Below are 25,859 nucleotides of genomic sequence, written 5' to 3' on the forward strand. Positions count from 1 at the left end.
CTCAGAACTCAACCACCACTTTCCCCCGCATATGCCCCTCCAGCACTTTACGGTGCGCCTCGGTAATGCTTTCCACGCTCAGCCCGTGCAGCGTTTCACTCAGCGAACTTTCCACCACGCCGTTATCCACCAGCCTGGCCACCTCATTGAGGATCTCACCCTGACGCGCCATATCCGCCGTCTGGTACATGCTGCGGGTGTACATAAACTCCCAGTGCAGGGCGGCGGATTTGGACTTGAGCTTGTCCTGGTTCAGCGGACGTTCATTCTCAACGATGGAGCAGATATGCCCCTGCGGCGCAATCAGTTCGCTGACCGCATCCCAGTGCCCGTCGGTGTCGTTGAGGATGAAGATGTAATCCACAAAGGTGAGCCCGTGTTTCGCCAGCTCGCCTTTCAGGTCGCGGTAGTTGACGACAATGTCAGCCCCGCGATCGCGGCACCACCGGGCTGAATCTTCTCGGGAAGCGGTTGCGACGATCTTCACCGTGCTGTTGTGTTTCGCAAACGGGATCGCCAGCGATCCCACGCCGCCCGCGCCACCGATGATCAGCAGCGTTTTATCCGCCCCGGCATCCTGAATGTTCAGCCGTTCAAACAGGCCTTCCCACGCGGTGAGCGCGGTTAAGGGCAGTGCAGCGGCAGCCGCCCAGCCGAGGCTGGCAGGCTTGCGCCCGACAATCCGCGCATCGATCAGCTGATGCGTGGTGTTGCTGCCCGGGCGGGTGATGTCGCCCGCGTACCACACTTCATCCCCCGGTTTGAATCCGGTGACGCCAGCCCCAACGGCTCTGACGATCCCGCTGGCATCCCAGCCGAGCACTCGCGGATCTTTCAGCCCGCTTTTGGCAATGCTCGCGTGGACTTTGGTATCGACCGGGTTAATGGAGACGGCCTTCACCTCCACCAGCAGATCGTGCTCGCCGGGCTGCTGCATCGGCGGGGTGATTTCAATGAAGGTGGCCGGATTTTCTGGGTTAACGGCGATGGCTTTCACTGACATGGTGTGCTCCTCAATGGCATGCGTTTTGTTGAGGCTAGTCTATTAAGTGGCCAGCTGCATGATAAGATGGACAATCAAGAACTCAGCGTTCGTACAGGATGAACAATCATGTTTAAACAGCTGCAGGATATGGCGCTGTTCGCGCTGGTGGCGGAGATGGGCAGCTTTACCGCGGCGGCGCAGAAGGCCGAACTGCCGAAATCCAGCGTTAGCCAGCGAATTAGCCAGCTGGAGCAGCAGGTGGGGATCCGCCTGCTAAACCGCACCACGCGCAGGATCAGCCTGACGTTTGCGGGCGAGCACTATCTGGTGCACTGTCGCGAAATACTGGCGGCCAGCGAGCGGGCCGAGTACGCCATTCAGCGGCTGCGCGAAAACCCGAGCGGGCGGCTGCGGATCACCTGTCCGGCGGGGATAGGGGCGACGCTGCTGGCGCATATGAATGCCGAGTTCCAGCTTCGCTATCCTGACGTTTCGCTGGATGTGTCGATCTCTGATGACGTGGTGGATCTGGTTGAGGCCGGGTTTGACGTGGCGCTGCGTACCGGCAAGCCGCAGGACTCCTCCCTGATTGGCCGGATGATCGGACACTGCCCGCGCTACATGCTGGCCTCGCCGGACTATCTGGCGCGTCGGGAGCCGTTAATTCATCCCCGTCAGCTGGTGGAACACCGCTGCATTACGCACCGGGCATGGTCGGAGTGGCTTCTGCGAAGCGAGAGCGAGGATTACCGCTACCTGCCGGATAACGCGCACATGACCGATAATCTGGTGTACGCCCGCGAATGTGCGATTGCCGGTGCGGGGATCACGCTCTTACCCGCATTTATGCTGGAAGATAAGATCGATAATGGCGCGCTGGTTCAGGTGCTGCCGGAGTGGAATGTGGAAGGTAACGATCTGTGGCTGGCGTATCCAAGCCGCAAGCTGAATTCACCTGCGCTGATGAGCTATATCGAGTTTGCAATGCAGTTTGATGAGGTGAAGCGGTATTACGTGGGCAAATAAAAAAGCCGGGTGGCGCTCACGCTTACCCGGCCTTGTATTATCCTTCCGTGCAGAAAGAACCGGCCAGTTCTTTCTGCCATGCAGTCCACATGCCGTACCCGGCCTTAGGCCACGAGCCTGTGTTGTAGATCCCTGCAGTGGACTGCACCTTCTCCACAAGTGACAAACCGGACAGTATCATGGACCGGTTTTCCCGGTAATCCGCATTCACAAGGTTGGTTTCACTATGGAACAGGAACTTCACTTTATTGGTATCGATGTCTCCAAAGCTAAGCTGGATGTCGATGTGTTGCGACCTGATGGCCGTCACCGCAGCAAAAAATTTACTAACACACCTAAAGGTCACGAGGAGCTGCTCAGCTGGCTCCGCAGCCATAATGTGGCTCAGGCACATATCTGCATGGAAGCGACCAGCACCTATATGGAAGACGCAGCAGCATCCCTCAGCGATGCCGGTTTCACCGTATCCATCATCAACCCGGCTCTTGGTAAAGCCTTTGCGCAGAGTGAAGGCCTGCGCAGTAAAACCGATGCCGTTGATGCCCGTATGCTGGCAGAGTTCTGCCGGCAGAAGCGTCCGGTAGCCTGGGAGGCACCTCATCCGCTGGAGCGCGCGTTGCGGGCGCTGGTGCTGCGTCACCAGTCCCTGACAGACATGCACACGCAGGAGCTGAACCGTCGTGAGACGGCGCGGGAGGTGCAGATGCCGAGCATCGATGCGCACCTTCTGTGGCTGGAAGCGGAGCTGAAGCGGCTGGAGAAACAGATAAAGGACCTGACGGATGATGACCCGGACCTGAAGCACCGGCGAAAACTGCTGGACAGCATACCGGGTATCGGTGAAAAGACATCCGCGGTGCTGCTGGCGTATGTGGGGCTGAAGGACAGGTTCGGTCAGGCGCGGCAGTTCGCGGCTTTCGCAGGACTGACACCGCGGCAGCATGAATCAGGAAGCAGCGTACACAGGGCAAGCAGGATGAGTAAGGCTGGCCATGTCTCGCTTCGCAGGGCGCTGTATATGCCCGCGATGGTGGCGCTGTACAAAACGGAGTGGGGAAAAGCGTTCAGGACGCGTCTGGAAAAGAACGGCAAGGGAGCGAAGCTGATAATCGGAGCGATGATGCGTAAGCTGGCGCAGGTGGCGTATGGCGTCCTGAAATCAGGACGCCCGTTCGATGCCACATTGCATCAGGAAAATGCTTGCGTGGCATAACAGTATCTACAAACTGCGCAGTACCGTAGGCCGGGTAAGGCGAAGCCGCCACCCGGCACTCAGGCACTTATTTCGAAATACGCTTGTACTTAATACGCTTCGGCTCCAGCGCGTCGGCGCCCAGCGTGCGTTTCTTGTACTCTTCGTATTCGGTGAAGTTACCTTCGAAGAACTCCACTTTACCTTCGTCCTGATAGTCCAGGATGTGGGTCGCGATACGGTCCAGGAACCAGCGGTCGTGCGAGATAACCATCGCGCAGCCCGGGAACTCCAGCAGGGCATTTTCCAGCGCGCGCAGGGTTTCAATGTCCAGGTCGTTTGTTGGTTCATCGAGCAGCAGAACGTTACCGCCAACCTGCAGCAGCTTCGCCAGGTGCAGACGACCGCGCTCGCCGCCGGACAGCTCGCCCACGCGTTTGCCCTGGTCGGTGCCTTTGAAGTTGAAGCGGCCAACATAGGCGCGGCTTGGCATCTCGGTGTTGCCGATACGCATGATATCCAGACCGCCGGAGACTTCTTCCCACACGGTTTTGCTGTTATCCATCGCGTCACGGAACTGGTCAACGGAGGCCAGCTTCACGGTTTCACCCAGGGTGATAGAGCCGCTGTCAGGCTGTTCCTGACCGGACATCATGCGGAACAGGGTCGATTTACCCGCGCCGTTCGGACCGATGATGCCAACGATAGCGCCTTTCGGTACGGAGAAGGTCAGGTCGTCGATCAGCAGGCGGTCGCCGTAGGACTTGCGCAGGTTGCTGACTTCAACCACTTTATCCCCCAGACGTGCTCCAGGTGGAATAAACAGTTCGTTGGTTTCGTTACGTTTCTGGTATTCGGTGTTGTTCAGCTCTTCGAAGCGTGCCAGACGGGCTTTGCCCTTAGACTGACGGCCTTTCGCGCCCTGACGCACCCACTCCAGCTCTTTCTCAATAGACTTACGACGCGCCGCTTCCTGAGAAGCTTCCTGTGCCAGACGCTGATCTTTCTGCTCCAGCCAGGAGGAGTAGTTGCCTTCCCACGGAATACCTTCGCCGCGGTCCAGCTCCAGGATCCAGCCAGCGACGTTGTCGAGGAAGTAACGGTCGTGGGTGATCGCCACAACGGTGCCTTCGAAGTCGTGCAGGAAGCGCTCCAGCCACGCCACGGATTCCGCATCCAGGTGGTTGGTTGGTTCGTCGAGCAGCAGCATGTCTGGTTTTTCCAGCAGCAGGCGGCACAGCGCCACGCGGCGACGTTCACCCCCGGAGAGCTTCTCAACTTTCGCATCCCAGTCCGGCAGACGCAGGGCATCAGCCGCACGCTCCAGCTGCACGTTCAGGTTGTGACCGTCGTGCGCCTGGATGATCTCTTCATACTTGCCCTGCTGCGCGGCCAGCTTGTCGAAGTCCGCATCCGGCTCGGCGTATTTGGCATACACTTCATCCAGACCTTTCAGGGCGTTAACCACTTCGGAAACCGCTTCTTCAACGGATTCGCGAACGGTGTGTTCCGGGTTCAACTGAGGTTCCTGCGGCAGGTAACCAATCTTGATGCCAGGCTGCGGACGGGCTTCACCTTCGATGTCTGTATCAATCCCGGCCATGATGCGCAGCAGGGTGGACTTACCGGCACCGTTGAGACCCAGAACACCGATTTTTGCGCCCGGGAAGAAGCTCAGCGAGATATTTTTAAGAATATGACGTTTCGGCGGGACAACTTTGCCGACACGATGCATGGTATAAACGAATTGAGCCACGTTGGACTTCGCCTCTTTTATCGTAATGAGAAGGAATTTCAGCCTCGAAGTGTAGCCTTTTTCACGGCCTAATCCCAGCCAGGAACGTCGTGAGTGTTAAAACGCGCAAGAAAGGTAAAAAAGTGTCCATGACGTGGCGCGTTGAAGGATGCCTGGTTAGCATAAGTTAATTAGACTTTGACGTGGCAAGACGCTGCAATTGACGAAAAAACAATGAGGAAGAGCTTGTGGAAAAAGCCAAACGGGTGGTCTGGCGTCTGCTGGCTGCCAGCGTATGCGTAATGGCGGTAAGCCAGGCGGTGCATGCCGATTCACTGGATGAACAACGTAACCGCTACGCCCAGATTAAACAGGCGTGGGACAACAAGCAGATGGATACCGTGCAGGCGCTGATGCCGACGCTAAAGGATTATCCGCTGTATCCGTATCTGGAGTATCGCCAGATTACGGACGATCTGATGAACCAGCCTACCGTCACCGTGAATAACTTCATTCAGGCGAACCCGACCCTGCCGCCAGCCCGAAATCTCCAGTCTCGCTTTGTGAATGAGCTGGCGCGTCGCGAAGACTGGCGCGGACTGCTGGCGTTTAGCCCTGAAAAGCCGAACGCCACCGAAGCCCAGTGTAACTATTACTACGCGAAATGGGCGACCGGCCAGCAGGAAGAAGCCTGGGCTGGGGCGAAAGAGCTCTGGCTGACCGGGAAAAGCCAGCCGAACGCCTGTGATTCCCTGTTCGGCGCATGGCGCGCTTCCGGCAAGCAGGATCCGCTGTCCTACCTTGAGCGTATCCGTCTGGCGATGAAAGCCGGGAACACGCGTCTGGTGACCACGCTGGCGGGGCAGATGCCGTCCGATTACCAGACGATCTCTACCGCGGTTATCTCGCTGGCGAACGATCCGAACAGCGTGCTGACCTTTGCCCGCAGTACGGGCGCGACCGATTTTACCCGCCAGATGGCGGCGGTGGCCTTTGCCAGCGTGGCGCGTGATGATGTGGAAAACGCGCGACTGATGATCCCGCAGCTGGTGCAGGCGCAGCAGCTCAATGAGGAGCAAACCCAGGAGCTGCGCGATATCGTGGCGTGGCGACTGATGGGCACCGATGTGACCGATGAACAGGCGCGCTGGCGTGACGATGCCATTATGCGTTCGAACTCCACGTCGCTGGTGGAGCGCCGAGTGCGCATGGCGCTGGGCACGGGCGATCGCCGTGGGCTGAATACCTGGCTCGCGCGGTTGCCAATGGAGGCCAAAGAGAAAGACGAATGGCGCTACTGGCAGGCCGACCTGCTGATGGAGCGCGGTCGAGATGATGAAGCCAAAGAGATCCTCCATACGTTGATGCAGCAGCGCGGGTTTTACCCGATGGCCGCCGCGCAGCGTCTCGGCGAGGAGTACACCTTCCGCATTGATAAAGCGCCCGCTAACGCGAACCCGACGCTGACGCAGGGGCCAGAAATGGCGCGCGTGCGCGAGCTGATGTACTGGAATATGGACAACACCGCGCGCAGCGAGTGGGCGAATCTGGTCACCAGCCGCACCACCGACGAGAAAGCCCAGCTTGCCCGCTATGCGTTTGATAATCACTGGTGGGATCTCAGCGTGCAGGCGACGATCGCCGGCAAGCTCTGGGATCATCTCGAAGAGCGTTTCCCGCTGGCTTACAAAGATCTTTTCGATCGCTATACCAGCGGTAAAGATATCCCGCAAAGCTACGCAATGGCGATTGCCCGTCAGGAGAGCGCATGGAACCCGAAAGTCCGTTCCCCGGTGGGCGCCAGCGGCCTGATGCAGATTATGCCTGGCACGGCGACGCACACGGTGAAGATGTTTAATATTCCGGGGTACAGCAGCCCGTCACAGCTCCTGGATCCGGATACCAACATCAACATCGGTACCAGCTATCTCCAGTACGTGTATCAGCAGTTCGGCAATAACCGCATCTTCTCTTCGGCGGCGTATAACGCGGGGCCTGGACGCGTGCGCACCTGGCTCGGCAACAGCGCCGGACGCATCGACGCGGTAGCGTTTGTCGAGAGCATCCCGTTCTCGGAAACGCGCGGCTACGTGAAGAACGTGCTGGCCTATGATGCCTACTATCGCTACTTCATGGGGCAGAAAGATACCCTTATGAGCGATGCCGAGTGGCAGAGACGTTACTGATCGGCGTGGGTTGTGTTATGCTGTACTCGCTAATGAGTACAAGAGGCAGCATAACATGACCCAGCATTCCCCGTATTCCTCGGCAATGGCCGAACAACGTCATCAGGAGTGGCTTCGTTTTGTGGAGCTGCTTCGCCAGTCTTACGAGCAGGATTTGCACTTACCCCTCATGCAGCTGATGCTCACGCCGGACGAGCGTGAGGCGCTGGGCACGCGCGTGCGGATCATTGAAGAGCTGCTGCGCGGCGAGATGAGCCAGCGCGAGCTGAAAAATGAGCTCGGCGCGGGTATCGCAACGATCACCCGCGGCTCGAACAGCTTGAAGTCGGCACCGGTTGAGCTGCGCCAGTGGCTGGAAGCGGTATTGCTGAAAAACGCCGGATGACGGCTACGCCTTATCCGGCCTGGAAACTTACCGATAAATCGCGTTATGGAACGGGCTTAACGCCAAAATCACCGCCTGGTGGTAAACGCCTGAACGCGTCAGCGCGCCTGCGGTAAAGACGCCAATCGCCCCTTCTTTACGACCAATCTCATCAATGCCGGTGTACTGCGACATCACCGGCCCGAGCGCTTCACCCGCACGGACTTTTTCCAGAATGATCTCCGGCAATGGCAGGGTGGCCGAGCGCGCTTCACCGCGCTGCTCGCGGCTTTCGATCACCACCCAGCTAAAGGTGGCGCCTTCGTCGATACCTGCTTCAATCGCTACCCAAAAGTCAGCATTCGGTGCCGCGGCCTTAGCGTTTGCCACGCGATTTCGTGCGCCAGCGCGCGTTTCCTCGCTGCCAAACGGCTGTTCAGGTACGCCGCTCTCGACGCCGATGGCCTCAATATGGCAGGATCCTGCGCCGAAGATCTCGTCAAATGCCCTTAGAATTGCCTGAATTTTGGCAGGATTAGTGGTAGCAGAGACAACATGGTGCATAATTAAGCTCGATTCAAAAAAAACTCATCGCAGTATAACGGAAAAAAAGCATGTTACAGGTATACCTTGTTCGCCACGGTGAAACGCAGTGGAACGCCGAGCGACGTATTCAAGGCCAGTCAGACAGTCCTCTCACTGAGAAGGGTGTGCAGCAAGCGTGGCAGGTGGCGGAACGCGCCAGAACGCTGGGCATTACCCACGTGATTACCAGCGATTTAGGTCGCACACAGCAGACGGCGCGCATCATCGCAGATGCCTGCGGCTGCGATGTGATGCTTGAACCGCGCCTGCGCGAGCTGGATATGGGCGTGCTGGAAAAACGCCATATCGATACGCTGACGGAAACGGAGGAGGGCTGGCGCCGCACGCTGGTGAACGGTACCGAAGATGGCCGTATTCCTGAAGGCGAATCCATGCAGGAGCTGAGCGTACGCATGCATGCCGCACTGGCGGAATGCCTGAAGCTTCCGGCGGGAAGCCGTCCGCTGCTGGTGAGTCACGGGATTGCGTTGGGTTGCCTTGTGAGCACCATTCTGGGGTTACCGGCTTACGCCGAGCGCCGTTTGCGTCTGCGCAACTGCTCCATTTCCCGAATTGATTATCAGGAAAGCGCGTGGCTGGCGTCGGGCTGGGTAGTGGAGATGGCAGGGGACATTTCGCATCTTGATGCCCCTGCGCTTGACGAACTGCAGCGTTAACGACGTATCGGAATCAAGAATTCCATACGCAGATTGATTGGGCCTTCTTCCGGTTTGGCATCCTGCGCCGGGTAGTAGCGCTCAATGTCCTGACCTTTACGGCGATTCAGATTCAGCATCGGCATGCAGGTTCCGTAAACGGTCAGGATAAACTCCTGAACCCCCGTTCCCAGCCCTTCATAGGCGAACATCACGTATTCGCCGCCTTCCAGCACGACCGGTTTCGAACCCTGAATATACCCATTGGCCATCTCTGGCGTCAGCGCGGTGGTGTAGAACACCTCCTGCTCGTCGTCTTTTTCCTGGCTTGGGTGCGTTTCGTTGAGGCCATACAGGATTGGCGGGATCGCCGGTGCGTGGCTCAGGAAGTCGCGCCAGAACTGGACGCGCATCTGATGACGGAACTCAGAAATCTGCTCCAGGGAGCACGAGTAACTCTGCGTTGTACCGATCAGATGGGTTTCCGGCAACGTGACAATTTCGTACTTCGGCATCGCGAACTCGCCCAGACGCAGTGGCGGACGCATACCAAACGAGCTCCAGTCAGGCGAGCGACGATAAAGCGCTGGCGTCAACGAGAACTGTTTTTTAAAGGCGCGGGTGAAAGTCTGCTGCGAATCGAAACGATATTGCAGGGCAATATCCAGAATCGGCCGCGCGGTCAGGCGCAGTGCCACCGCAGATTTTGATAAACGACGTGCGCGAATATAGGCCCCGATAGCATGACCGGTGACATCCTTGAACATCCTTTGCAGATGCCACTTGGAATAGCCTGCTTTAGCCGCCACATTATCCAGTGACAAAGGCTGGTCGAGATGACCTTCCAGCCAGGTGAGCAGGTCGCGAATAATTCCAGCCTGATCCATATACTATCCTCATCCTTAAAACAGCAGGTGCCTGATAACAGGTTAGCGGATAATAGCATTTTTTGATGTTTTAGCATTCAGTGTTTTTTTTGCGCATTCATGCTTTTTAGAGCACATTACAGGCAGATATATTCTAATCCTGTGATCTTGCTACATTTTTGTCTAAAGTGTTGAATAATCGCTCAGTGTAATTTTAAAGAATGGTAACAATATGAAATACAAGACTTTGATCTTCACCGCGTTGATGCTGATGGTCGGGCGCGTGGCGCAGGCAGAACAGATTGGTTCCGTCGATACCGTGTTCAAAATGTTTGGCCCGGACCACAAAATCGTGGTGGAGGCGTTTGACGATCCGGACGTGAAAAACGTCACCTGCTATGTCAGCCGCGCGAAAACGGGCGGTATCAAAGGCGGGCTGGGACTGGCGGAAGATACCTCCGATGCGGCGATTTCCTGTCAGCAGGTGGGGCCGGTTGAGTTGAGCGATAAAATTAAAAACGGCAAAGCGCAGGGCGACGTGGTATTCCAGAAACGGACCTCGCTGGTGTTCAAAAAACTGCAGGTGGTGCGTTTCTATGATGCCAAACGCAACACACTGGCTTACCTTGCTTATTCTGACAAAGTGGTGGAAGGCTCGCCGAAAAACGCCATCAGCGCGGTGCCGATTATGCCGTGGCATTAATTCAGGGATGAACCATGCAACAACCTGTGGTCTGGCTGGTTGAAGACGAAACCAGTATCGCCGATACGCTGATCTACATGCTTCAGCAGGAAGGATTCGCGGTAAAGGCGTTTGAACGCGGTTTACCCGTGCTGGAGGCGGCGCGGCGGCAGGTTCCGGCGCTCGCCATTCTGGATGTCGGGCTGCCGGACATCAGTGGATTTGAGCTTTGCCGCCAGTTGCTGGCGCAGTATCCCTCACTGCCCGTGCTGTTTCTGACGGCGCGCAGTGATGAGGTAGACAAGCTGCTTGGCCTGGAAATGGGCGCTGATGACTACGTTGCTAAACCTTTCTCCCCTCGTGAGGTCTGCGCCCGGGTAAGGACGATTTTACGGCGCATGCAAAAATCCGCCGCACCATCAGAAACGTTGCGTATCGGGCAGTTTGAACTGAACGAGCCTGCCGCGCGAATCAGCTGGTGCGGGGAAGCACTGCCCCTGACCCGCTACGAATTCTTGCTGCTCAAAACCTTGTTGCAGGCCCCCGGGCGGGTCTTTTCTCGTCAGCAGCTCATGGACAAGGTGTGGGGTGAAGACGGCGACAGCTTCGATCGTACCGTGGACACCCACATCAAAACCCTGCGCGCCAAGCTGCGGGCGGTGAACGAGGAACTCTCACCCATCAGCACCCATCGCGGCATGGGCTACAGTCTGGGCCTTTACTGATGCGCATTGGGATGCGGCTATTGCTGGGGTATTTCCTGATCGTGGCCATCGCCGCGTGGTTTGTGCTGTCGATCTTTGTTCAGGAAGTAAAGCCCGGCGTGCGCAGGGCAACCGAGGGCACGTTGATCGACACCGCGACCCTGCTGGCGGAAATTGGACGTGATGATTTGCTTTCGGGTCATGCGCAGCAGGGCAAACTGGCGCAGGCCTTTTCTCAGCTTCATCAGCGCCCTTTCCGCGCCAATATCGGCGGGATTCATAAAGTGCGTAATGAGTACCACGTCTACATGACCGATGCGCAGGGCCGCGTCGTGTTTGATTCCGCCGGTCTGGCCGTGGGGCTGGATTACTCGCGCTGGAACGATGTCTGGCTGACACTTCGCGGTGAATACGGCGCGCGCAGTACTCAGAGCCATCCCGACGATCCGGAGAGCACGGTGATGTATGTTGCCGCGCCGGTTGTGGAGCAGGGCAAGATTATCGGCGTGCTGTCGGTCGGGAAACCTAACAGCGCGATGGCACCGGTTATCCATCGCAGCGAGCGAAGGATCCTGTGGGCAGGCGGGGCGCTGCTCGGCATTGCCCTGCTGATTGGCCTCGTTGTGGCGTGGTGGATCAATCGATCTATCGGTACGTTATCGCGCTATGCCGACTCGGTGACTACGGATACGCCTCTCCCGCTGCCTAATCCAGGCAGTAGCGAACTGAACAAGCTGGCCCAGGCGCTGGAGAATATGCGCATTCGCCTGGAAGGGAAAAACTACATTGAACACTATGTCCATGCGCTCACCCACGAGCTGAAAAGCCCTATCGCCGCCATACGCGGCGCGGCGGAAATTCTCGCCGAGCAGCCGCCGCCGCAGGTGGCCGCGCGGTTTATCGATAATATTCTGGTGCAAAACGCGCGCATGCAGTCGCTGGTAGAAAAACTGCTCACCCAGGCGCGGCTTGAAAATCGGGTCGAGATTACGCCTCAGACCGTCCGCGTCGACCTGCTGTTTACGCGTCTTGCCGACGCCCGCTCGGCGCTGCTGGCGGCAAAAGAGATTGGGCTGACCCTCCAGCCCGCTTCGCTTTATGTTGAAGGCGATCCCGACCTGCTCGAACAGGCACTCGGTAACTTGCTGGATAACGCTATCGATTTTACGCCGCAGGGCGGCGCCATTGAACTGGCGGCCCGGGAAGAGCAGGGGCAGATACAGCTTCTTGTCACCGACAGCGGAAGCGGGATCCCGGATTACGCGCTGGAGCGTATTTTTGAACGCTTCTATTCCCTGCCGCGCGAGAACGGGTTGAAGAGCAGCGGACTCGGGCTGGCGTTTGTCCTGGAGGTGGCGCGTCTGCATCAGGGAGAGATTACATTGCGTAATCGTGATGAAGGCGGCGTGATGGCCACGCTGACACTTCACCGTCCCTTCACATAACTTCAAACTGACCCCACACAGCCTGGTTACGCTCTCCTCATCACAAAGGAGACGTAATGATGAAATCCCCCCTGTTCTGGAAAGTAAGCACCCTGCTGGGGTGCATCCTGCTGCTGTTAGTCCCGCTTTTTATGGTCAGTAACCTGATATCAGAGCGGGAGAGCTACCGCAACGATGTCGAAAATACGCTTCGTCAGAGCACCAGCGGACCGCAAAAGCTGGTCGGTCCGATGATTGCGATTCCGATGACGGAGATCTTTTACAAGATAGAGGACGAGAAGAAGGTCGAATACAAGAAAAGCTATATGCATTTCATTCTGCCGGAATCTCTGGTTGTGGAAGGAAACCAGCGCGTGGAGTCCCGTAATATTGGCATCTACGACGGGCAGATCTGGAACACTGACCTGAAGATAAAAGCGCAGTTTAATACCGAAGAGCTGAAGCAGTTGAAAGGGGAAACGATCGCGACAGGGCAGCCGTTTATCGTGACGGGCGTTGGCGACGCGCGGGGCATTGGCACGGTCAGTATCTCTAAAATCAATGGTGAGACGCTAAGCGTAGAACCCGGTTCAGGCGTCTACGGGGCGCTAGCGGGGATCCACATCCCGCTGACCGACAAAGCGCTGGAAGCCAAAACGTTTGCGCTTGAGATGTCCCTCAACCTGGCGGGAACCGGCAGTTTTGCGGTGGTACCGGTAGGGCGTAATAGCGAAATGACGCTCAACAGCAACTGGCCGCATCCGGGCTTTATGGGCGATTATCTCCCTGTTAAGCATCAGATTGGCGAGTCTGGTTTCCAGGCGAACTGGCAGAGCAGCTGGTTTGCAAATAACCTTGAGAGCTGGTTCTACGACAAGGAGTCGCCGGAATGGGAGGCGCTTCCGGCCTTTAGCGTCACGGTAGCCACGCCCGCCGATCAGTATCAGCTGACTGACCGTGCGATCAAGTACGCCATTTTGCTGATTGCACTGACGTTTATGGCCTTCTTTGTCTTCGAAACCTTAACCGGATTACGCCTTCACCCGATGCAGTATCTGCTGGTGGGGCTGTCGCTGGTCCTGTTCTATCTGGTGCTGCTGGCGCTGTCTGAACACGTCGGGTTTACGCCAGCCTGGGTTGTTGCAAGCCTGGTTGGCGCAGCGATGAACGGAATGTACCTGCAGGCCGTGCTGAAAAGCTGGAAGCGCAGCGGGCTGTTTGTGCTGGCGCTGCTCGGGCTGGATGTGGTGATGTGGTTCCTGCTGCGCTCGGAGGACAGCGCGCTGCTGTTGGGGTCAGCGGTTCTCGCGCTGGCGCTGTTCGCCGTGATGTACCTGACCCGGCATTTCGACTGGTACTCGCTCTCTCAGCCGAAGCGACCTGAGCCACCCGCAGCACCGGATGACGATACGATGCGGATCTGGAAATAAAAAAAACGGCGCAAATGCGCCGTTTTTTAATGCGTTAACTGCGGGATTACTCCTGCAGATCGCCGCAGAAACGGTACCCTTCGCCGTGGATCGTGGCGATGATTTCCGGCGTATCTGGCGTAGATTCGAAATGCTTACGAATACGACGGATGGTTACGTCTACGGTACGGTCGTGCGGTTTCAGCTCACGGCCGGTCATTTTCTTCAGCAGCTCTGCACGGGACTGAATTTTGCCCGGGTTTTCGCAGAAGTGCAGCATCGCGCGGAATTCACTGCGCGGCAGTTTATACTGCTCACCGTTCGGGCTAATCAGCGAACGGCTATTGATATCAAGTTCCCAGCCGTTGAATTTGTAGCTGTCTACGCTACGACGCTCTTCGCTGACCGTACCCAGGTTCATGGTGCGGGACAGCAGGTTGCGTGCACGAATGGTTAACTCGCGTGGATTAAACGGTTTGGTGATGTAGTCATCCGCACCGATTTCCAGGCCAAGAATTTTATCAACTTCGTTATCACGGCCCGTCAGGAACATTAACGCGACGTTCGCCTGCTCGCGCAGTTCGCGCGCCAGAAGAAGACCGTTTTTGCCCGGCAGGTTAATATCCATGATCACCAGGTTGATATCATTTTCAGAAAGGATCTGATGCATCTCTGCGCCATCGGTCGCTTCAAAGACATCGTAGCCTTCTGCTTCGAAAATGCTCTTTAACGTGTTGCGTGTTACCAACTCGTCTTCAACGATAAGAATGTGCGGGGTCTGCATGTTTGCTACCTAAATTGCCAACTAAATCGAAACAGGAAGTACAAAAGTCCCTGACCTGCCTGATGCATGTCGCAAATTAACATGATCGGCTTAACGTGACTAAAGTACGTAATTGCGTTCTTGATGCACTTTCCATCAACGTCAACAACATCATTAGCTTGGTCTTGGGTACTTTCCCTTTGGACCCGACAGTGTCAAAAACGGCTGTCATCCTAACCATTTTAACAGCAACATAACAGGCTAAGTGACACCAGACACCCAATAAAACTACGCTTCGTTGACATATATCAAGTTCAATTGTAGCACGTTAACAGTTTGATGAAATCATCGTAGCCGAATGCTAGCCTTTGTCACAATTTTTCAATAAACCAACTAGTTGCGGACATTGATTTATAAACGAAGCGAATCCAATCAGAATAGGGTATTCATGTCGCCATTATCATTATAAAACATAGGGATAATGGTGTTCTGTTAACATTCTAACTGATTGTTCAGACAAGGAATAGTTTAGCGTTTTTAATTTGTTATGAAACGCTATTTCGGTGATTTGTGTTGCAATTTTGTAAATTCGCGCTGCGTAATATGTTGAAGCGCATCACATTTTTACCCGCTAACTGATTAAAAAGAGAGCATAAATGCATCTGTCGATTGTACTGGTTGCCCCAGCCAGAGCAGAAAATATAGGCGCTGCCGCGCGTGCCATGAAGACCATGGGTTTTACCGATTTACGTATTGTGGACAGCACGGCCCACCTGGAGCCTGCGGCACGTTGGGTGGCACATGGTTCAGGTGATATTCTCGATAATATAACCACTTACGCGACGCTTGCTGATGCGCTGCACGACATTTCATTTACCGTTGCGACCACCGCGCGCAGCCGGGCAAAGTTCCATTACTATGCCACGCCAGCGGAGCTGGTGCCGATGCTGAGCGAGAAAAGCCAGTGGCTGGATAAAGCGGCGCTGGTGTTTGGGCGCGAGGATTCCGGATTAACCAACGAAGAGCTGGAGCTGGCGGACGTTCTTACCGGTGCGCCGATGGTAGCCGATTATCCCTCCCTGAATTTAGGCCAGGCGGTTATGGTCTATTGCTATCAATTAGCCTCCCTAATACAAATCCCCCAGCCTCCGGCAGAAGGGGCAAATGAAAATCAGCTGGCTGCGCTGCGGGCACGCGTCGAGCAGCTGTTATCTCAACTGGGGGTGGCCGACGATCAAAAAATGGCTGACTGGCTGCAGCAGCGGTTGGGGCGTCTTGAGCAGCGGGACACCGCAATGCTGCACCGTTTGCTGCACGATATTGAAAAAAAACTGGCCGAGTAAAACACTGCCATAAGTTTTTACTATGGCGAATAAGTCTGTCCAGAAGGGTTGCTATTGGGCGAATCGGATGAAAATAAATCTGCAAGCAGCGGGACGTGAGAGTCTCCCGAATTGTGATCAAATTAAAAATTCGTTGACTTAAGGTGCCCGATCCTTTAACCCTAAAAGAATACAGCACAGACAGATAATAATGACAGAGTACACAACATCCATGAAACGCATCAGCATCACCACCATTACTACAACCATCATCATTACCACAGGTAACGATGCGGGCTGACGCGTACAGGAAAAACAAAAAAAAGCCCGCACCTAGACAGTGCGGGCTTTTTTTTCGGCTAAAGGAAACGAGGTAGAACCATGCGAGTGTTGAAGTTCGGCGGTACATCAGTGGCAAATGCGGAACGTTTTCTGCGTGTTGCCGATATCCTGGAAAGCAACGCCAGGCAGGGGCAGGTTGCGACCGTGCTCTCTGCCCCGGCAAAAATCACGAACCATCTGGTGGCGATGATTGAAAAAACCATCGGTGGCCAGGATGCACTCCCGAACATCAGCGACGCAGAGCGTATCTTCGCTGACTTACTGCAAGGTCTGGCAGAGGCGCTTCCTGGCTTCCCGCACGCTCAGCTGAAGTCCTTTGTTGAGCAGGAATTCGCGCAAATCAAACACGTCCTGCACGGCATCAGCCTCCTCGGCCAGTGCCCGGACAGCATCAACGCGGCGCTGATCTGCCGGGGCGAAAAACTCTCAATCGCCATCATGGCGGGCGTGCTGGAAGCGCGCGGCCATAGCGTGACCGTAATTGACCCGGTTGAAAAACTGCTGGCGGTGGGCCACTACCTCGAATCCACCGTTGATATTGCCGAATCAACCCGCCGTATCGCCGCAAGCAAAATCCCGTCTGACCATATGATCCTGATGGCAGGCTTCACCGCCGGTAACGAGAAAGGAGAGCTGGTGGTGCTGGGCCGTAACGGCTCCGACTACTCCGCCGCCGTGCTGGCCGCCTGTTTACGCGCGGACTGTTGTGAGATCTGGACTGACGTCGACGGCGTTTATACCTGCGACCCGCGCCAGGTACCCGATGCCAGACTGCTGAAGTCGATGTCGTACCAGGAAGCGATGGAGCTTTCCTACTTCGGCGCCAAAGTGCTTCACCCGCGTACCATCTCCCCGATTGCCCAGTTCCAGATCCCTTGCCTGATTAAAAATACCGGTAACCCGCAGGCGCCGGGTACGCTGATTGGCGCGAGTACCGATGAGGACGGTCTGCCGGTGAAAGGCATCTCCAACCTGAACAATATGGCGATGTTCAGCGTCTCCGGTCCGGGGATGAAGGGGATGGTCGGCATGGCGGCGCGCGTGTTTGCGGCCATGTCCCGCAACGGTATTTCGGTGGTGCTGATCACCCAGTCCTCTTCTGAATACAGCATCAGCTTCTGCGTGCCGCAGGCCGACTGCCTGCGCGCCCGCCGCGCGCTGGAGGAAGAGTTCTATCTGGAGCTGAAAGAAGAGCTGCTGGAGCCGCTCTCCATTCAGGAGCGTCTGGCGATCATCTCTGTGGTTGGCGACGGCATGCGCACGCTGCGCGGTATCTCCGCCAAATTCTTTGCCGCGCTGGCGCGCGCCAATATCAATATCGTGGCGATTGCTCAGGGCTCGTCAGAGCGTTCAATTTCTGTTGTCGTGGACAACGATGACGCGACCACCGGCGTACGCGTGGTTCACCAGATGCTGTTCAACACCGATCAGGTCATCGAGTTGTTCCTGATTGGCGTGGGCGGCGTGGGCGGCGCGCTGCTGGAGCAGGTGAAGCGTCAGCAGGAATGGCTGAAGAAGAAACATATCGATCTGCGCGTCTGCGGGATTGCCAACTCCAGAGCGCTACTCACCAACGTTCACGGTCTGAACCTGGAGAACTGGCAGGCCGAGATGAACGAGGCGAAAGAGCCGTTCAACCTGGGCCGCCTGATCCGTCTGGTGAAAGAGTACCACCTGCTTAACCCGGTGATCGTCGACTGTACCTCGAACCAGGCGGTGGCCGATCAGTACGCCGACTTCCTGCGCGAAGGTTTCCACGTGGTGACGCCGAACAAAAAGGCCAACACCTCGTCGATGGATTACTATCACCAGCTGCGTCTGGCGGCGAGCAAGTCGCGCCGCAAGTTCCTGTACGACACCAACGTGGGCGCGGGGCTGCCGGTTATCGAGAACCTGCAAAACCTGCTGAACGCGGGCGATGAACTGCAGCGTTTCTCCGGCATTCTCTCCGGCTCGCTGTCGTTTATCTTCGGCAAGCTGGATGAAGGGATGAGCCTGTCCGAAGCCACCCGCGCTGCGCGCGAGCTGGGCTATACCGAGCCGGATCCGCGTGATGACCTTTCCGGTATGGATGTGGCGCGTAAGCTGCTGATCCTCGCGCGTGAAACGGGCCGCGAGCTTGAGCTTTCCGATATCGTGATTGAGCCGGTACTGCCGGCAGAATTTGACAGCAGCGGTGATGTCGCTGCCTTTATGGCCAGTTTGCCGCAGCTTGACGACGCTTTTGCCGCGCGCGTTGCGAAAGCCCGTGATGCAGGCAAGGTATTGCGCTATGTTGGCAACATTGAAGAAGATGGCGTGTGCCGGGTGAAGATTGCCGAAGTGGATGGCAACGACCCGCTGTACAAAGTCAAAAACGGCGAAAACGCCCTCGCGTTTTACAGCCATTATTATCAGCCATTGCCGCTGGTGCTTCGCGGCTATGGCGCAGGGAACGATGTTACGGCGGCGGGTGTGTTTGCCGATCTGCTGCGTACCCTGTCATGGAAGTTAGGAGTTTAACATGGTCAAAGTCTATGCCCCGGCTTCCAGCGCGAATATGAGCGTCGGATTTGACGTGCTGGGTGCGGCGGTGACGCCGGTGGATGGTTCGCTGCTCGGCGATACGGTCACGGTGGAAGCGGCAGACAGCTTCAGCCTGAATAACGTGGGCCGCTTCGCCAGCAAACTGCCGTCTGAGCCGCGCGAAAATATCGTCTATCAGTGCTGGGAACGCTTCTGTCAGGAGATCGGTAAAAACGTGCCGGTCGCCATGACGCTGGAAAAAAGCATGCCGATTGGCTCGGGTCTGGGTTCCAGCGCCTGCTCGGTGGTCGCCGCGCTGGTGGCGATGAACGAGCACTGCGGCAAGCCGCTGAACAACAACCGCCTGCTGGGGTTAATGGGCGAGCTGGAAGGGCGCATCTCCGGCAGCATTCACTATGACAACGTGGCGCCGTGCTTCCTCGGCGGCATGCAGCTGATGATCGAAGAAAATGGCATCATCAGCCAGCAGGTGCCAGGGTTTGATGAGTGGCTGTGGGTGCTGGCCTATCCGGGCATTAAGGTCTCTACCGCGGAAGCGCGTGCGATCCTGCCCGCGCAGTATCGTCGTCAGGACTGTATCGCCCACGGACGTCATCTGGCGGGCTTTATCCACGCCTGCTACACCCGTCAGCCGCAGCTGGCGGCGAAGCTGATGAAGGACGTCATTGCCGAGCCGTACCGCACGAAGCTGCTGCCCGGCTTTAACGAGGCGCGACAGGCATCGATGGATATCGGCGCGCAGGCGTGCGGCATTTCCGGCTCCGGCCCGACACTGTTCGCCCTTTGCGACAAGCCTGACACCGCGCAGCGCGTGGCGGACTGGCTCTCTAAACACTACCTGCAAAATCAGGAAGGCTTTGTTCATATTTGCCGTCTGGACACGGCTGGCGCACGAGTACTGGGATAATCAATGAAACTCTATAACCTTAAAGATCATAACGAGCAGGTCAGCTTCGCGCAGGCGGTCACTCAGGGGCTGGGCAAAAACCAGGGGCTGTTCTTCCCGCATGACCTGCCGGAATTCCAGCTGACCGACATCGACGAGCTGCTGAAGCAGGACTTTGTCACCCGCAGCACCAAAATTCTCTCGGCGTTTATTGGCGACGAAATCCCGCAGGAGCTGCTGGAAGAGCGCGTGCGAGCGGCGTTCGCTTTCCCGGCGCCGGTGAAGCAGGTTGAGCCTGACGTTGGCTGCCTGGAGCTGTTCCACGGCCCAACCCTGGCGTTTAAAGACTTCGGCGGCCGCTTTATGGCGCAGATGCTGACCCACATCAGCGGCGACAAACCGGTGACCATCCTGACCGCGACATCCGGCGATACCGGTGCGGCGGTGGCTCACGCGTTCTACGGACTGAAAAACGTCCGCGTAGTGATCCTCTACCCGAAAGGCAAAATCAGCCCGCTGCAGGAAAAACTGTTCTGTACGCTCGGCGGCAACATTGAAACCGTGGCGATCGACGGCGATTTCGATGCCTGCCAGGCGCTGGTCAAGCAGGCCTTCGACGATGAAGAGCTGAAGGTGGCCCTGGGTCTGAACTCCGCCAACTCCATCAACATCAGCCGTCTGCTGGCGCAGATCTGCTACTACTTCGAAGCGGTGGCGCAGCTGCCGCAGGAAGCGCGCAACCAGCTGGTGATCTCCGTGCCGAGCGGTAACTTCGGTGACCTGACGGCGGGCCTGCTGGCGAAATCCCTGGGTCTGCCGGTGAAACGCTTTATCGCCGCCACCAACGCCAACGACACCGTGCCGCGCTTCCTGAAAGACGGGAAGTGGGCGCCGAACGCCACGCAGGCAACGCTCTCTAATGCAATGGATGTATCCCAGCCGAACAACTGGCCGCGCGTGGAAGAGCTGTTCCGTCGTAAGATCTGGCGTCTGAGTGACCTGGGCTACGCTGCGGTGACGGATGAAACCACCAAAGCGACCATGCGCGAGCTGAAGGCGGTGGGGTATACCTCTGAACCGCACGCGGCGATTGCCTACCGCGCGCTGCGCGACCAGCTTAACCTGGGTGAATATGGCCTGTTCCTGGGCACCGCGCATCCGGCGAAGTTCAAAGAGAGCGTGGAAGCGATCCTGGGCGAAACGCTGCCGCTGCCGAAAGAGCTGGCCGAGCGTGCCGACCTGCCGCTGCTGTCTCATGAACTGCCGGCAGATTTTGCCGCGCTGCGTAAGCTGATGATGGCTCGAGCGTGATTTTTGTCGGGTGGCGGCTACGCCTTACCCGACCTACGACGATCCCAATTGTACGCCGGGTAAGCGCAGCGCCACCCGGCAATAACGGTACCAATTGTAGGCCGGGTAAGCGCAGCGCCAACCGGCAATAACGGCACCAATGTGTAGGCCGGGTAAGCACAGCGCCACCCGGCTTTTTTTGTGAAGAAATTAAGGAGGAATAAAGCAGGAAAAAAGCAGAAATTCCCAATAAATGCGGTCACTTAGCGTTTAGGATTGCAGAGAATAACATCCCCCGTTCCCCTCGCGTACTCTCCTTACATCGGCCCACGTTGGGCAAGAAGAATAAGGAGTCACCTGTGTCTACACTGAAACCTGCACTCATCGCGCTTTCACTGATGCTGGTCGCCCCCATGGCGGTTCAGGCATCTGAAATTACCCTCGTACCTGCGGTAAAACTGCAGATTGGCGACCAGGATAACAACGGGCATTACTGGGACGGCGGCCGCTGGCGCGACCACGACTGGTGGAAAGCGCACTATGACTGGCGTGATAACCACTGGCGTCCACATGATGAGCATCGTAAACATGACAATCGCCATGATGACCATCACCACGATGACCACCGCGACGATCGCGGCCCGGACTGGAAACACCATTAATGCAAAACCCCGCCATCTGGCGGGGTTTGTTTTTACTGCTCGTGGCGCTTAAACACCAGCTCGCCTCTCCCCGACGACGCCTCGTCAAAGAAATAGCCTTCGCTGTTAAAGGCGGTCAGCTGCTCCGGCTTCGTCAGGCGGTTCTGGATGATGTAGCGGCTCATCAGACCGCGCGCTTTCTTGGCGTAGAAGCTGATCACCTTGAACTTGCCGTTCTTCTCGTCGAGGAACACCGGTTTGATAATCTCTGCATCCAGCTTTTTCGGTTTCACCGACTTGTAGTATTCGTCGGATGCCAGGTTAATCACCACGTTATCGCCCTGAGCGCGCAGCGCCGCGTTCAGCTTGTCGGTAATGATATCGCCCCAGAAATGGTACAGGTCTTTGCCTTTGGCATTTTCCAGGCGAATCCCCATCTCCAGACGATACGGCTGCATCAGGTCCAGCGGGCGCAGTACGCCGTACAGGCCTGACAGCATGCGCAGATGCTGCTGAGCAAAATCGAAATCGGCTTCGCTAAAATCTTCCGCCTGCAGGCCGGTATAGACATCGCCTTTAAAGGCCAGAATCGCCTGGCGAGCGTTCGCCGGGGTGAAATCCGGGTGCCACTCGTGAAAGCGGGTCGCGTTAAGATCGGCCAGCTTGTCGCTGATGCTCATCAGCGAGGCGATTTGCGGCGCAGAGAGCTTACGCGCTTCGCGGATCAGCTGTTGCGAGTAGTCCAGCAGTTCAGGCTGGGTATAGCGCTCGGTGGCGAGCGGGCTCTGGTAGTCGAGCGTTTTTGCAGGTGAAATCAGAATCAGCATATCCAGTCCTTGCAGGAAATTTAGAGCGACTTTAACAAAAAATCGCCCTGAATTGATCGATAGCTGTTATTGCCGCGGCAAATCATCCCACGTGCCGGGGGCAAGCTGCGCCTTAATGTCGGGATAGCGGGCGGGATCAAATACCGGTGGAACGCCGAGTTTGCGCTGACGCAGATAGTCTCTGGCAATCAGGGTCACAACCGGCGAGAGCAGCAGGATCGCCGTGAGGTTAGTGATCGCCATCAGCGCCATAATAATATCGGCCAGCTGCCAGACCAGCGGCATACTGAGCAGGGAGCCTGCTATTACCATCAGTATGACCCCCAGGCGCAGGGTTCCGATTGCTGCACGGGAGTCGAGCTTCAGGAAAATAAGGTTATTTTCTGCGTAGAGGTAATTCACCACAATCGAGCTGAAGGCAAATAAGATCAGGATTAGCGAGACAAACCCTGCGCCCCAGCCGCCGGTCAGGTTCACCAGCGCCTGCTGGAGAAGCTGTATCCCGGCGGTTCCTGAGGAATGCGGTACGGGGCCTGCCAGCAGCAAAATCATGGCGCTGGCGGAACAGATGATAATGGTATCGGTAAAGACGCCAATCATCTGCACAATGCCCTGTGCGGCCGGGTGCGGCGGCCAGGAAGAGGCGGCGGCTGCCGCGTTGGGGGTTGATCCCATACCGGCTTCGTTGGAGAACATTCCCCGCTGAAAACCCGCCATCAGCGCCTGGCTGAAGGTGTAGCCCAGCGCCCCGGAGGCCACCTCGCGCCAGCCAAAGGCGCTTTTGAAGATGGTCGCAATCACGCCCGGAACCAGGTCGATATGCAGTGCGGCGACGAACAGACTCGCCACAACCCAGAGCAGCGCCATAATGGGAACCAGCCACTGCATCAGGCGGGCGATGCCCTTAAGACCGGCAGAAATGGTGAGCAGAACGACGAGGGCTAAAGCGATACCGGCGACCCACTCCGGGCAGGAGAAGGCGTAGCTCAGGGCATTGGCGACAGAATTTGCCTGGACGGTATTAAAAATAAGACCGTACGCGAGCAGTAAAAAAAGCGAGAACAGGACGCCCATCCAGCGCATCCCCAGGCCACGCGCCATGTACCAGGCAGGACCACCGCGAAACTGGCCGTTTTTATCTTTCTCTTTATAAAGCTGGGCGAGCGAACTTTCGGCAAAGGAGGTGGCCATTCCGAGTAGCGCCGTCACCCACATCCAGAAGACCGCGCCTGGCCCGCCCGCGCTGATGGCCAGCGCAACGCCCGCCAGATTACCGCTGCCGAGCCGTGCCGCCAGGCTGGTACAGAGTGCCTGGAACGACGTTAATCCGCCCGGCTGGGGCGTAACGCTGTTTTTCAGACTTCTGCCAAACTTGCGAATATAACGAAACTGGATGAACCCACTGCGTAGCGTAAACCAAATACCTGCTCCCAGAAGCAGGTAAATCATTATCGAACCCCAGAGGACTTCGTTAATAAAGAAAAAGAAATCAGGCATTAACGTCCCTCTTGTTGATGCCAATGTGAATATGTAAGCGCTACCACTGATTGGGCATGCTGTTGCTTAGCAGCCTGTTAATCTTCCCAGTTTACCATACTCTGCCTAAGCGCACTGTCTGCGGTTGCGCTACCCCTCCGTCGTGTTATCATCAGGGCAGACCGGTTACATCCCCCTAACAAGTAAACCTGTCATTTTTCCGCTGCAGGCATGCTGTCGGTAGCGTGAATTATCCAGGGCACGTTAAAAGAGAAACACTATCATGACGGATAAATTGACCTCCCTTCGTCAGTTCACCACTGTCGTAGCTGACACCGGAGATATCGCGGCAATGAAGCTGTACCAGCCGCAGGATGCCACAACTAACCCTTCTCTGATCCTTAACGCCGCACAGATCCCTGAGTATCGCAAACTGATTGACGACGCAGTGACCTGGGCGAAAGCACAGAGCAACGACCGCGCGCAGCAGGTTGTGGATGCCACCGACAAGCTGGCAGTGAACATCGGTCTGGAAATCCTGAAACTGGTTCCTGGCCGTATCTCTACCGAAGTGGATGCGCGTCTCTCCTACGACACCGAAGCGTCTATCGCCAAAGCGAAACGTCTGATCAAAATGTACAACGACGCTGGCATCAGCAACGACCGTATCCTGATCAAACTGGCTTCTACCTGGCAGGGTATCCGCGCGGCAGAGCAGCTGGAAAAAGACGGTATCAACTGTAACCTGACCCTGCTGTTCTCCTTCGCGCAGGCGCGTGCATGTGCAGAAGCGGGCGTATACCTGATTTCTCCGTTCGTGGGCCGTATTCTGGACTGGTACAAAGCCAACACCGATAAGAAAGAGTACGCACCGGCTGAAGATCCAGGCGTGGTTTCTGTTACTGAAATCTACGAATACTACAAACAGCACGGCTATGAGACCGTGGTTATGGGCGCAAGCTTCCGTAACGTCGGTGAAATCATCGAGCTGGCTGGCTGTGACCGCCTGACCATCGCGCCTGCACTGCTGAAAGAGCTGGCTGAAAGCGAAGGTACTCTGGAGCGTAAACTGTCCTACACCGGTGAAGTGAAAGCACGCCCAGAGCGCATCACTGAATCCGAGTTCCTGTGGCAGCACAACCAGGATCCAATGGCTGTAGACAAACTGGCGGACGGTATCCGTAAGTTTGCTGTTGACCAGGGCAAACTGGAAAAAATGATCGGCGACCTGCTGTAATCATTCTGCGTGACCGGGCTCCCGGTCACGCGTCTTACCCCCGCCTCTGTCTGAATTTCCTCTCTGCGTGTATCATTCCCTTTAATCAGTACTTTTTGAATGGAATGGATATGAATACCTTACGCATCGGCTTAGTGTCGATTTCTGACCGCGCTTCCAGCGGTATTTACCAGGATAAAGGCATCCCCGCTCTGGAAGAGTGGCTGGGTAGCGCGCTGACCACCCCGTTCGAGATCCAGACCCGCCTGATCCCGGACGAGCAGCCGATCATCGAGCAGACCCTTTGCGAGCTGGTGGATGAGATGAGCTGTCACCTCGTTCTGACAACGGGCGGAACCGGCCCCGCGCGCCGCGACGTGACGCCGGACGCGACGCTGGCTATCGCTGATCGTGAAATGCCGGGCTTCGGTGAACAGATGCGCCAGATCAGTCTACACTTTGTTCCGACGGCCATTCTTTCCCGCCAGGTGGGGGTGATCCGCAAGCAGGCGTTGATCCTGAACCTGCCGGGCCAGCCGAAGTCGATTAAAGAGACGCTGGAAGGGCTGAAAGCAGAAGATGGCAGCGTCCTCGTTCACGGCATCTTTGCAAGTGTACCGTATTGTATACAGCTGCTTGACGGTCCCTATGTGGAAACCGATGAGAAAGTGGTAGCAGCTTTTCGCCCGAAAAACGCGCGCCGCGAAACAATCTCCTGAAATTAATCAATATGTGGCATTAGCTGAAGCGGCGATA

General features: G+C 56.6%; 25 protein-coding genes and 1 other annotated feature. Of the genes, 18 read left to right on the forward strand and 7 right to left on the reverse strand.

Going from position 1 to position 25,859, the window contains the following annotated elements; all coding sequences use genetic code 11:
- Position 1: 1 nt before the first annotated feature.
- Positions 2–1,003, reverse strand: a complete 1,002-nt coding sequence (locus V1566_RS06130; RefSeq protein ID WP_395305355.1) for a zinc-binding alcohol dehydrogenase family protein — start codon at positions 1,001–1,003, stop codon at positions 2–4.
- Positions 1,004–1,111: 108 nt separating this feature from the next.
- On the opposite strand from V1566_RS06130, the gene V1566_RS06135 reads away from it, so the two are divergent.
- Complete coding sequence (locus V1566_RS06135) at positions 1,112–2,011, forward strand: LysR family transcriptional regulator (protein ID WP_395305356.1); 900 nt, start codon at positions 1,112–1,114, stop codon at positions 2,009–2,011.
- A gap of 226 nt (positions 2,012–2,237) precedes the next feature.
- Positions 2,238–3,224, forward strand: a complete 987-nt coding sequence (locus V1566_RS06140; protein WP_395303481.1) for an IS110 family transposase — start codon at positions 2,238–2,240, stop codon at positions 3,222–3,224.
- Between the two features lie 67 nt (positions 3,225–3,291).
- On the opposite strand, the gene ettA is transcribed toward V1566_RS06140, so the two are convergent.
- Complete coding sequence (gene ettA, locus V1566_RS06145; RefSeq protein ID WP_395305357.1) at positions 3,292–4,959, reverse strand: energy-dependent translational throttle protein EttA; 1,668 nt, start codon at positions 4,957–4,959, stop codon at positions 3,292–3,294.
- 227 nt (positions 4,960–5,186) lie between these two features.
- On the opposite strand from ettA, the gene sltY reads away from it, so the two are divergent.
- Together sltY and trpR are read left to right on the forward strand one after the other, a co-directional pair.
- The gene (gene sltY, locus V1566_RS06150; RefSeq protein WP_395305358.1) at positions 5,187–7,124 is read left to right on the forward strand and encodes a murein transglycosylase; all 1,938 of its coding nucleotides are present in this window, start codon (positions 5,187–5,189) and stop codon (positions 7,122–7,124) included.
- 55 nt (positions 7,125–7,179) lie between these two features.
- On the forward strand, positions 7,180–7,509 hold the full coding sequence (gene trpR / locus V1566_RS06155; protein ID WP_010427104.1) for a trp operon repressor: 330 nt from the start codon (positions 7,180–7,182) through the stop codon (positions 7,507–7,509).
- Between the two features lie 27 nt (positions 7,510–7,536).
- On the opposite strand, the gene yjjX is transcribed toward trpR, so the two are convergent.
- Positions 7,537–8,052: an inosine/xanthosine triphosphatase gene (gene yjjX, locus V1566_RS06160; protein WP_023334447.1), complete on the reverse strand. Its 516-nt coding sequence runs from the start codon at positions 8,050–8,052 to the stop codon at positions 7,537–7,539.
- Positions 8,053–8,102: 50 nt separating this feature from the next.
- On the opposite strand from yjjX, the gene gpmB reads away from it, so the two are divergent.
- Positions 8,103–8,750 (forward strand): 2,3-diphosphoglycerate-dependent phosphoglycerate mutase GpmB, encoded by a 648-nt coding sequence (gpmB, locus tag V1566_RS06165; protein WP_008502057.1) that lies wholly within the window; start codon positions 8,103–8,105, stop codon positions 8,748–8,750.
- On the opposite strand, the gene robA is transcribed toward gpmB, so the two are convergent.
- Positions 8,747–9,616 carry an MDR efflux pump AcrAB transcriptional activator RobA gene (gene robA, locus V1566_RS06170; RefSeq protein WP_028016611.1) on the reverse strand — a complete coding sequence of 290 codons (870 nt, stop codon included), beginning with the start codon at positions 9,614–9,616 and terminating at the stop codon, positions 8,747–8,749. The two genes, gpmB and robA, sit on opposite strands and share 4 nt — an antisense overlap.
- Positions 9,617–9,827: 211 nt before the next feature.
- Here robA and creA point away from each other — a divergent pair, with 211 nt between their 5' ends.
- Genes creA through creD form a run of 4 tightly spaced genes read left to right on the forward strand, consistent with a single transcriptional unit; the run spans position 9,828 to position 13,835 of the window.
- Positions 9,828–10,298, forward strand: a complete 471-nt coding sequence (gene creA / locus V1566_RS06175) for a protein CreA (RefSeq protein WP_023334448.1) — start codon at positions 9,828–9,830, stop codon at positions 10,296–10,298.
- Between the two features lie 14 nt (positions 10,299–10,312).
- Positions 10,313–11,002, forward strand: coding sequence for a two-component system response regulator CreB (gene creB, locus V1566_RS06180; RefSeq protein WP_395305359.1), 690 nt, complete (start codon positions 10,313–10,315; stop codon positions 11,000–11,002).
- A complete protein-coding gene (gene creC / locus V1566_RS06185) occupies positions 11,002–12,426 on the forward strand; it encodes a two-component system sensor histidine kinase CreC (protein ID WP_395305360.1) in 1,425 nt (474 codons plus the stop codon). The genes creB and creC overlap by 1 nt, the downstream gene beginning before the upstream one ends.
- A gap of 56 nt (positions 12,427–12,482) precedes the next feature.
- Positions 12,483–13,835, forward strand: coding sequence for a cell envelope integrity protein CreD (creD, locus tag V1566_RS06190; protein WP_395305361.1), 1,353 nt, complete (start codon positions 12,483–12,485; stop codon positions 13,833–13,835).
- 46 nt (positions 13,836–13,881) lie between these two features.
- Here the strand turns inward: creD and arcA are convergent, their stop codons facing one another.
- A complete protein-coding gene (gene arcA / locus V1566_RS06195; RefSeq protein WP_003856501.1) occupies positions 13,882–14,598 on the reverse strand; it encodes a two-component system response regulator ArcA in 717 nt (238 codons plus the stop codon).
- A gap of 95 nt (positions 14,599–14,693) precedes the next feature.
- On the opposite strand from arcA, the gene yjjY reads away from it, so the two are divergent.
- The 7 genes from yjjY to V1566_RS06230 all read left to right on the forward strand — a co-directional run bounded on the left by yjjY (position 14,694) and on the right by V1566_RS06230 (position 21,605).
- On the forward strand, positions 14,694–14,834 hold the full coding sequence (gene yjjY, locus V1566_RS06200) for a protein YjjY (protein ID WP_085928893.1): 141 nt from the start codon (positions 14,694–14,696) through the stop codon (positions 14,832–14,834).
- Positions 14,835–15,233: 399 nt separating this feature from the next.
- A complete protein-coding gene (locus V1566_RS06205; protein WP_029740855.1) occupies positions 15,234–15,920 on the forward strand; it encodes a tRNA/rRNA methyltransferase in 687 nt (228 codons plus the stop codon).
- A 211-nt stretch (positions 15,921–16,131) separates the two neighbouring features.
- Entirely contained in the window at positions 16,132–16,200 is a 69-nt protein-coding gene (thrL, locus tag V1566_RS06210; protein ID WP_015572623.1) for a thr operon leader peptide, read from the forward strand.
- Positions 16,139–16,256 (forward strand) — a sequence feature (Thr leader region). (Overlaps the previous gene by 62 nt.)
- A gap of 24 nt (positions 16,257–16,280) precedes the next feature.
- Entirely contained in the window at positions 16,281–18,743 is a 2,463-nt protein-coding gene (thrA, locus tag V1566_RS06215) for a bifunctional aspartate kinase/homoserine dehydrogenase I (protein WP_395305362.1), read from the forward strand.
- A gap of 1 nt (position 18,744) precedes the next feature.
- On the forward strand, positions 18,745–19,674 hold the full coding sequence (thrB, locus tag V1566_RS06220; RefSeq protein WP_032660770.1) for a homoserine kinase: 930 nt from the start codon (positions 18,745–18,747) through the stop codon (positions 19,672–19,674).
- Between the two features lie 3 nt (positions 19,675–19,677).
- Positions 19,678–20,964, forward strand: a complete 1,287-nt coding sequence (gene thrC / locus V1566_RS06225) for a threonine synthase (protein ID WP_395305363.1) — start codon at positions 19,678–19,680, stop codon at positions 20,962–20,964.
- A 338-nt stretch (positions 20,965–21,302) separates the two neighbouring features.
- Complete coding sequence (locus V1566_RS06230) at positions 21,303–21,605, forward strand: DUF2502 domain-containing protein (protein ID WP_120159193.1); 303 nt, start codon at positions 21,303–21,305, stop codon at positions 21,603–21,605.
- A 32-nt stretch (positions 21,606–21,637) separates the two neighbouring features.
- On the opposite strand, the gene yaaA is transcribed toward V1566_RS06230, so the two are convergent.
- Together yaaA and V1566_RS06240 are read right to left on the reverse strand one after the other, a co-directional pair.
- A complete protein-coding gene (gene yaaA, locus V1566_RS06235) occupies positions 21,638–22,411 on the reverse strand; it encodes a peroxide stress protein YaaA (protein WP_159515487.1) in 774 nt (257 codons plus the stop codon).
- Positions 22,412–22,477: 66 nt separating this feature from the next.
- Complete coding sequence (locus tag V1566_RS06240; protein ID WP_213329878.1) at positions 22,478–23,908, reverse strand: sodium:alanine symporter family protein; 1,431 nt, start codon at positions 23,906–23,908, stop codon at positions 22,478–22,480.
- A gap of 262 nt (positions 23,909–24,170) precedes the next feature.
- Between V1566_RS06240 and tal the strand changes: the two genes are divergently transcribed.
- Positions 24,171–25,124 carry a transaldolase gene (gene tal, locus V1566_RS06245; protein WP_023334458.1) on the forward strand — a complete coding sequence of 318 codons (954 nt, stop codon included), beginning with the start codon at positions 24,171–24,173 and terminating at the stop codon, positions 25,122–25,124.
- A gap of 110 nt (positions 25,125–25,234) precedes the next feature.
- Positions 25,235–25,822: a molybdopterin adenylyltransferase gene (gene mog / locus V1566_RS06250; protein WP_395305364.1), complete on the forward strand. Its 588-nt coding sequence runs from the start codon at positions 25,235–25,237 to the stop codon at positions 25,820–25,822.
- Positions 25,823–25,859 lie beyond the last annotated feature (37 nt).

The sequence above is a fragment of the Enterobacter sp. ECC-019 genome (assembly GCF_043974075.1).
GTDB lineage: Bacteria > Pseudomonadota > Gammaproteobacteria > Enterobacterales > Enterobacteriaceae > Enterobacter > Enterobacter asburiae_D.